Origin of the sequence: Thiohalocapsa marina, from assembly GCF_008632335.1 — a bacterium.
In the GTDB taxonomy this organism is placed as follows: Bacteria; Pseudomonadota; Gammaproteobacteria; order Chromatiales; family Chromatiaceae; genus Thiohalocapsa; species Thiohalocapsa marina.
On the sequence record NZ_VWXX01000065.1, the window covers coordinates 1 to 6,861 of the forward strand.

7 protein-coding genes are annotated in these 6,861 nt (G+C 66.1%); 4 read left to right on the plus strand and 3 right to left on the minus strand.

Annotation, left to right across the window (positions count from 1 at the left end):
• Positions 1 to 321: 321 nt before the first annotated feature.
• Positions 322 to 1,293 carry a D-2-hydroxyacid dehydrogenase gene (locus tag F2Q65_RS18975; protein ID WP_150094968.1) on the minus strand — a complete coding sequence of 324 codons (972 nt, stop codon included), beginning with the start codon at positions 1,291 to 1,293 and terminating at the stop codon, positions 322 to 324.
• A gap of 330 nt (positions 1,294 to 1,623) precedes the next feature.
• Entirely contained in the window at positions 1,624 to 2,892 is a 1,269-nt protein-coding gene (msrA, locus tag F2Q65_RS18980) for a peptide-methionine (S)-S-oxide reductase MsrA (RefSeq protein ID WP_150094969.1), read from the minus strand.
• A 119-nt stretch (positions 2,893 to 3,011) separates the two neighbouring features.
• Between msrA and F2Q65_RS18985 the strand changes: the two genes are divergently transcribed.
• The 4 genes from F2Q65_RS18985 (at position 3,012) to F2Q65_RS19000 (ending at position 5,564) form a co-directional block, all read left to right on the plus strand.
• Positions 3,012 to 3,371 (plus strand): hydrogenase maturation nickel metallochaperone HypA/HybF, encoded by a 360-nt coding sequence (locus F2Q65_RS18985; protein WP_150094970.1) that lies wholly within the window; start codon positions 3,012 to 3,014, stop codon positions 3,369 to 3,371.
• Between the two features lie 39 nt (positions 3,372 to 3,410).
• Positions 3,411 to 4,304, plus strand: coding sequence for a hydrogenase nickel incorporation protein HypB (gene hypB, locus F2Q65_RS18990; RefSeq protein ID WP_150094971.1), 894 nt, complete (start codon positions 3,411 to 3,413; stop codon positions 4,302 to 4,304).
• Between the two features lie 85 nt (positions 4,305 to 4,389).
• Positions 4,390 to 4,926 carry a hypothetical protein gene (locus tag F2Q65_RS18995; protein ID WP_150094972.1) on the plus strand — a complete coding sequence of 179 codons (537 nt, stop codon included), beginning with the start codon at positions 4,390 to 4,392 and terminating at the stop codon, positions 4,924 to 4,926.
• Positions 4,927 to 5,087: 161 nt separating this feature from the next.
• Positions 5,088 to 5,564, plus strand: a complete 477-nt coding sequence (locus F2Q65_RS19000; protein WP_150094973.1) for a DUF302 domain-containing protein — start codon at positions 5,088 to 5,090, stop codon at positions 5,562 to 5,564.
• A gap of 81 nt (positions 5,565 to 5,645) precedes the next feature.
• On the opposite strand, the gene F2Q65_RS19005 is transcribed toward F2Q65_RS19000, so the two are convergent.
• Positions 5,646 to 6,590, minus strand: a complete 945-nt coding sequence (locus F2Q65_RS19005) for a YkgJ family cysteine cluster protein (RefSeq protein ID WP_150094974.1) — start codon at positions 6,588 to 6,590, stop codon at positions 5,646 to 5,648.
• Positions 6,591 to 6,861 lie beyond the last annotated feature (271 nt).

The following is a 6,861-nucleotide window of genomic DNA, read 5'->3' on the forward strand; positions in this document are numbered from 1 at the left end:
CGTAGCGCGGGTCGGTGTATTCTCGGAGGCCGACCGCCAACCGGACTCAGCGGCTTTCGCGTTGGTTTTTCCCGCCCTACAGTGTTCACCTTGTTTTGGGCGCGTTCCTTAATAAACAGTCATCTAAATGCGCCGCCGAATAGCGCAGGATGGGTAAGCGCAGCGTGCCCGTATACTCAGGTGGACAGTCGACTGAGATGGCGGTTTATCAAACTCCAACACCACGCTTTGGGCTGTTAAATACACTGTCACCTTTTCGAGCAGGATAACGTGACAGTTTATAAAACTCCAGGCCTTTACTTTAGTCTTTTCGATATACCGTCATCCGATTCGGTTGCGCCCTTCGCCGTGCCGGAAGGCGGTGATGTTGGCGGCAATCTCATCCACCAATCGTTGCCGCGCCTCCTGGCTGCTCCAGGCGGCATGGGGCGTGACCAGCAGGTTCGGGATGTCCGCCGCTAGCAGCGGATGATCCGGCGGGGGCGGCTCGACGCTCAGGGTGTCGACAGCCGCGGCGCCGGGCCGGCCCGCCCGCAGCGCGTCGGCCAGTGCCTGCTCATCAACGATGCCGCCGCGGGCAGTGTTGATCAGCAACGACTCCGGCGACAGCAGGGCGAGCTCGCGGGCGCCGATGAGATGCCAGGTATCGGCGGTGAGCGGACAATGCAGCGACAGCACGTCCACCTGCGGCAGCAGCGCCTGCAGCGGCACCCGACCTGCTTGATGCGGCGCACCGGGGCGGTCCGCGACTCGCACCTGCATGCCGAACGCCTCCGCGGCCCGGGCCACGGCCTGGCCCAGTTCGCCGAAGCCGACGATGCCCAGGCGGCGCCCGGCCAGCTCGCGCACGCGGGCCCCGTAGGCGGGCCCGAGCAGACAGAAGTGCGGACTGCGACACCAGTCACCGCTGCGCACCGCCTGGTGTTGCTGCCAAAGCCCGGTGGCCCAGTGCAGCATGATCGCCAGCACATGCTGCACGACGGCCGGGGTGGCATAGCCGGTGACATTGGTCACCGCGATGTTGCGGGCGCGGGCGGCCTCCAGATCGACGTTGTTGCTGCCGGTGGCGGCGATGCAGATCAGCCGCAACCCGGGGGCGGCGTCCATCTCCGCTGCGCCGATGACTACCTTGTTGCTCACCACCACGTCCGCCGCGGCGATGCGCGCGGCGGTCTGCTCGGCAGCGGTGGTGTCGAACCGGGTCCAGTGGTTGCAGACGCGGTCCAGTGCCGACAGATCGAGGTCACCGGGGTCGATGCTGCCCAGGTCCAGGATGACGACCCGGCTGCTCATCGCTTGCTCATCCCCCTGCGCATCAGTCGTGTCTGTGGCGACGGCGCTTGAGCAGATCCAGCTCCAGCACGATCAGGCCGCCGGCCAGCGCCGCCTGGCTGCCGTGGCGCTGCAGCTAGGGCGTCGCCTCGAACCGCTGCGACAGCGCGCATTGGCAACAGCGGGGGCAGGGTGCCGCCGAGTGGCGGCCGGTAGAGCGCAGTCATTTGATGCAACCGTCCGGAGTATCGATCCCCCTATGGTCATCGCTCTGCGTCCTGGCTGCAACCTGCCTTGGCCAGGCCCGCCAGTACTTTCAACTACCATGAACTGTCCCCGCTTCGACGCAGGTCAGTCCGGCACAAAGGCGAGCACGTTGCCGTTGATGCAGTAGCGTTCGCCGGTGGGCGGCGGGCCGTCGTTGAAGACGTGGCCCAGGTGGATGCCGGAGCTGGCGCTGCGGACCTCGATGCGGCGCATGCCGTGGGAGTGGTCCTCGTGCAGGGTGATGGCGCCGTCCACCGGGGTGAAGAAGCTGGGCCAGCCGGTGCCGCTGTTGAACTTGGTATCGGTGCGGAACAGCGGGGCGCCGGTGATGGGGTCGACGAAGGCGCCGGGCCGTTTTTCATCCAGGTGTGAGCCGGTGAAGGGGCGTTCGGTGCCCTGCTCAAAGGCGATGCGTCGTTGCTCGGGGGTCAGGATGCGCTGGCCCAGCCACTGCCAGAAACGCGCCTTGTCGCCGCTATAGCCGGTGTAGCGCGAGACCTCGCGGCCCTGCTCGAACAGCACCATGGTCGGGGTCGCGAACAGGGCCTTGTCCAGTTGCCAGCCCTCCGGCGGCTGGCCGGCCAGGGTGCTGGCCACCGGCACCTCGGAACGCCAGTCATCCAGCACCTCGGCGCGGAACTGCTCGCAGTAGGGGCAGTCCGGGGCCTCGAAGACGATCAGTTGCCGCTCCGGGTTCAGGTCGCCGGCGTTCAGCCGCTGCGGCGCGGGTTTCTCGGGCTGTCCGGGATAGGCCACCTGGGTGCCGCCGAGACCGCAGTAGCCGTCCGGGTTCTTGACCAGGTAGTCCTGGTGGTAGGCCTCGGCGCGGTTGTAGTGGCGCAGCGGCGCGATCTCGGTGGTAATGGGTCCGTAATCGGCGGCGCTCAGGGCCTGCTGGTAGGTGTCGCGGGTGGCGATGGCGGCGGCCTGCTGGGCCGGGCTGTTGTAGTAGATGGCGCTGCGATAGTTGCTGCCCACATCGTTGCCCTGGCGATCGCCCTGGGTGGGGTCGTGGTTCTCCCAGAACGCGATCAGGACCTCTTCTACCGAGACCTGGTCAGTGTCGAAGGTGACCTTGACCACCTCGGCGTGATTGCGCTGGGTGCTGCGGCCGCGCCGGAGGGCCTTCTCCAGGTTCAGCACGTCGCGGTAACCGGCCTGGGCGGCATCGCCGCCGGCGTAGCCGGACTCTACGTCGGTTACGCCGGGCACGGCGGCCATGCGTTTTTCCGCCCCCCAGAAGCAGCCCATGCCCAGGACGATGGAATCGGTGTCGGCCAGGGCCCGTGGCGGAGCGACGAGGGGGGCGACGAGGAGCGCGGCGGAGATCAGAAGCGGCGTGATCGGTTGCATCGGATTCCTGCGAGTCGGCGGTGAATGGTATGGGTATGACCGGCGGTGGGGTGGATTTGTTGCACCGGCGGCGCGGTTCCGCGGTATTTTAGGGCCTGGACCAGATGGGGGGGCGTCCCATGCATGAGTTGTCGGTCTGTCTGTCGCTGCTCGACGAGGTGGAGCGCATTGCGCGCGAGCACGGCGCCGAGGGCGTCGAGCGCATCCTGTTGCGGATCGGTCCGTTATCCGGCGTCGAAGCGCCGCTGCTGGCCAATGCCTACCCGCTTGCGGCCGCCGGCACGCTGGCGGAAAGCGCGGTGCTGGAGATCGAGTCCGCGCCGGTTCGGGTGGCCTGCACCGTCTGTGGCGCCGAGAGCGAGGCGGAGCCGAACCGCCTGCTCTGCGCCGCCTGTGGCAGCCATCGCACGCGCCTGGTCAGCGGCGACGAGATGTTGCTGGCCAATCTTGAACTGCGCGTTCCGGATGGCGCATGCTAGGCGGACCATTGGAAAGTGACCTTCTAACGGGAGAAAACCATGTGCGAGACCTGTGGCTGCACCATTACACCGGCCAACGAACACCTGGTCCGCGCCGACGGCCCGCATGCCCGCACCGCCGACGGCCGGGCCTCGGTGGAGGTGTTGCAGAACCTGCTGGGCGAGAATGATCGTCAGGCGGCGCACAACCGCCACCATTTCGACAGCCATGGCGTGCTGGCGCTGAACCTGATGTCGTCTCCCGGTGCCGGCAAGACCAGCCTGCTGGAGGCCACCATCCGGGCCATCGGCGATGAGTTCCGCATTGCCGTGATCGAGGGCGACCTGGAGACGGAGAACGACGCCGAGCGGATCCGGGCACAGGGGGTCGAGGCGGTGCAGATCGCCACCGGCAGCGCCTGCCATCTGGACGCCCATATGGTGCACGACGCGCTGCATCGGCTTGATCTCACGGCGGTGGATGTGTTGTTCATCGAGAATGTCGGCAACCTGGTGTGCCCGGCCAGTTTCGACCTGGGGCAGCATCGCAATGTGACCCTGCTGTCGGTGCCGGAAGGTGACGACAAGCCGGCCAAGTACCCGGTGATGTTTCGCGCCGCGGACCTGGTGCTGCTGACCAAGGCCGATCTGCTGGCGTATCTGGACGACTTTGCGCCGGAGCGGGCCGAGGCCTGTCTGCGCAACCTGGCCAGTACGGTGCCCTTCGAGCGGATCTCGGCACGTGCGGGTGGTGAGGGCATCGCCCCGTGGCTGGACTGGCTGCGGGCCGAGAAGGCCGCGCAACGCGATCGCCTTGCCCAGGGGCGGACGCTGCGGCCGGGGCTGCCGGCGGAGGGCATGGCGCTGCATCCGGCAGGTGGCGGCCATCATCACCACCACCATCATCATCATGGCCACCACCACGGCCACGGCCATGACACACCCCCGGTGTAGTATTCTCGGTCGCGGAAAAGCGATGCGGTTGCAATCGGCTCGATCGTATCGAATCAATCACAATGCCGATGGAGGATGTTTCAACGTGACTAGCAGATTGCGTTCTATTGCCTTGGCGCTGGGGGTGGCCTCATCCACGGCACTTGTCCCAGTGGCGCATGCCGTGAACTTCGGCGACATGTTCAATCCGGGCCGATGGTTCGGCGGCAGCAATGATGACGACTACTACGCCGACGAACCCTACGGACCATACGGTCCCTATGGCCCCGGACCCTACGGCAACGCGTGGGGCAACCCATGGGTAGCGCCGGGCTACGGAGCCCCCGGGTACGGCATGCCAGGCTATGGCGTCGCACCCGGCGCGGTACCTGGCTATGCGCTACCCGGCCCGGCTGCACCGGGTTACGCGGCACCCGGTTACACCGCTCCGGGTTATGCCGCGCCGGCAGCCCCCGTCGCACCGACGGCCCCTGCGGCCAACAGCAGCAAGGATCAGGAACTGGAAGTGCTGAAGCGCCGCATCGAGCAACTGGAGAGCCAGCGGCAGTCGGCGGCCCCCGCCGCCTCACCGGCCGACGGCTGGCCCTCGGCGCCGGCGTTCCGGCCCATGGATCAGTACTGATCGGGCGGTATTGATCCACGCTCGTCGTGACCGGCGCTCGCTGGCCGCTGCCTCCGGGGCTGGCGGTCGGGCGGCTTGGGCCGGATTGATGCAATCTTCGCCGCTGCAGACGCCCGGGTGACACCGGGGCTGTGAGCGGCGTCAGCAAGGGGTCCGAATCGATGATCAAGCAGTCACACCTGCGCGCTGGCGTCCTGCTGGGCGCGCTTGGTCTCGGCAGTTTGCCCGCCTGGGCCGGGGACTATGCCGTCTACGAGAGTGACAGCAGCTTCGAGGATGTCATGGACGCGCTCAAGCTCTCGATCCAGGAGCGCGGCATGTACATCAACAACATCATGCACATGGACGAGATGCTGGAGCGCACCGGCAAGGACTTGGGGCTGGGCGATGCGATCTACGGCAGCGCGCAGTCGGTGGAGTTCTGCAGTGCCGTCCTGTCGCGCCGGATGACTGCGGAGAATCCGGCGCGAATCGTCAACTGTCCCTTCATCGTGTCGGTCTACACCTTGCCTGATCAGCCGGACACGACCTATGTCGCATACCGGACGATCTCGGACAGCGAGACCCAGGGCAGCCAGGTGATGCAGGAGGTGGCCGCGATGCTGGAGGGTGTCGCGGAGGGTGCGGTGAGCTGGTAGCCGGCCTAGTCGACCTGTTCCGCTCGGCGGCCCTGCGGACCTGCAGGGCCGCTGAGTAGCGGCGGGGCCAGGGCTGTTCCGTCAGTCGCAGCAGGGCCGATCGCCGGGATTCTGATCAGGGGTTGATTCGGCATCCGGCTGGTGGCGGTATTTCTCGTCCTCGGCCGCAGCGCGGCGCTTCAGCTCGAACTCGCGCCGGGCATCCCAGACCTCCTTGCGCTCGGCAACCCGCTTTTCCCAGGCGTCCGCCGCCTCCTGCACGCTGTGCTCGCCGAACAGCACCTGGCGCAGGAACCGATAGGAAAAGCGCAGCAGTTCCTCGTCGGAGCGTTCCAGTTCCAGGTAAAAGTCATCCGTGAGTTGGTAGGTGCTGCGGAAGTTGTCGCTCAGCACAAAACGGCGGAAGCGGTCCATGTCGTAGCTGGCCATGAAGAACAGCTGCAGGCTGGTCTCCGGTGGTCGGCCCACCGTCGGGCCCGCGGATTTCTTCTTCAGGATCAGCTGATACCACTCGCGGTTCAGTTCGTCGTATTCCTCCACCCCCTGTTCCGTGCGGTAGTCGCCAATGCGGATCTCCCGCGCTTCCAGATGGCCTTTGCAGTGCGGCTCCTTGACCAGCGAGAACTGCTCCCTGGCCTCGGCGGATCCCTTCTCGCGCAAGGCCAGCAGTGCCACGGGGTAGTAGCGACAGACGGTGGGGCGGTCTTCGTAGACGCCGCAGCCCTCGTCACCGTTGAGTTGCAGGCAGGTGCCGGTGTCGTCGGTGCGCAGCTTGATGCCGGGCGTACCGTCCTGGTCCATCTGGAATGGCACCGTGTACTTGGCAAGAAAGTCGGTGGAACTCATTCCCAGGCGGCGCTTGAGCCGGATCACGTCGTACGGCGCCAGGGTTACGTCCGCCTGCTTGCAGCAGGCATTGAAGCAGGAGATGCCCTTGTAGCAGCGGAAGTGGATCCGGGTGTCGGCGTCCAGCACTTCCGGGCTGACGGCGCTCTGAAAGGGAATGTCGAACTTGGCTTGGCTCATGGCGGTAAGTCTCGCGGCAAAACAGGCCCTGTCTTCAAGCGGCATTCGGGCCAATGGGAGGTCAGCGTAAGATTGGGGGGCTTGATCATAACCCCGTTGCGCCAGGCAAAGCCTGGAAGGGGAGGACGATAGCGCAGGAAGACACTCTCAGAAACCTCTTTGTGTGACCCGTCGGGTGCAAGTCCCGAACCGGTAAGGCACGATTCAGAAATAACCTACACGGATGCACGGTAGGGCGGATAAGCGAAGCGCATCCGCCACAGGCCACAAC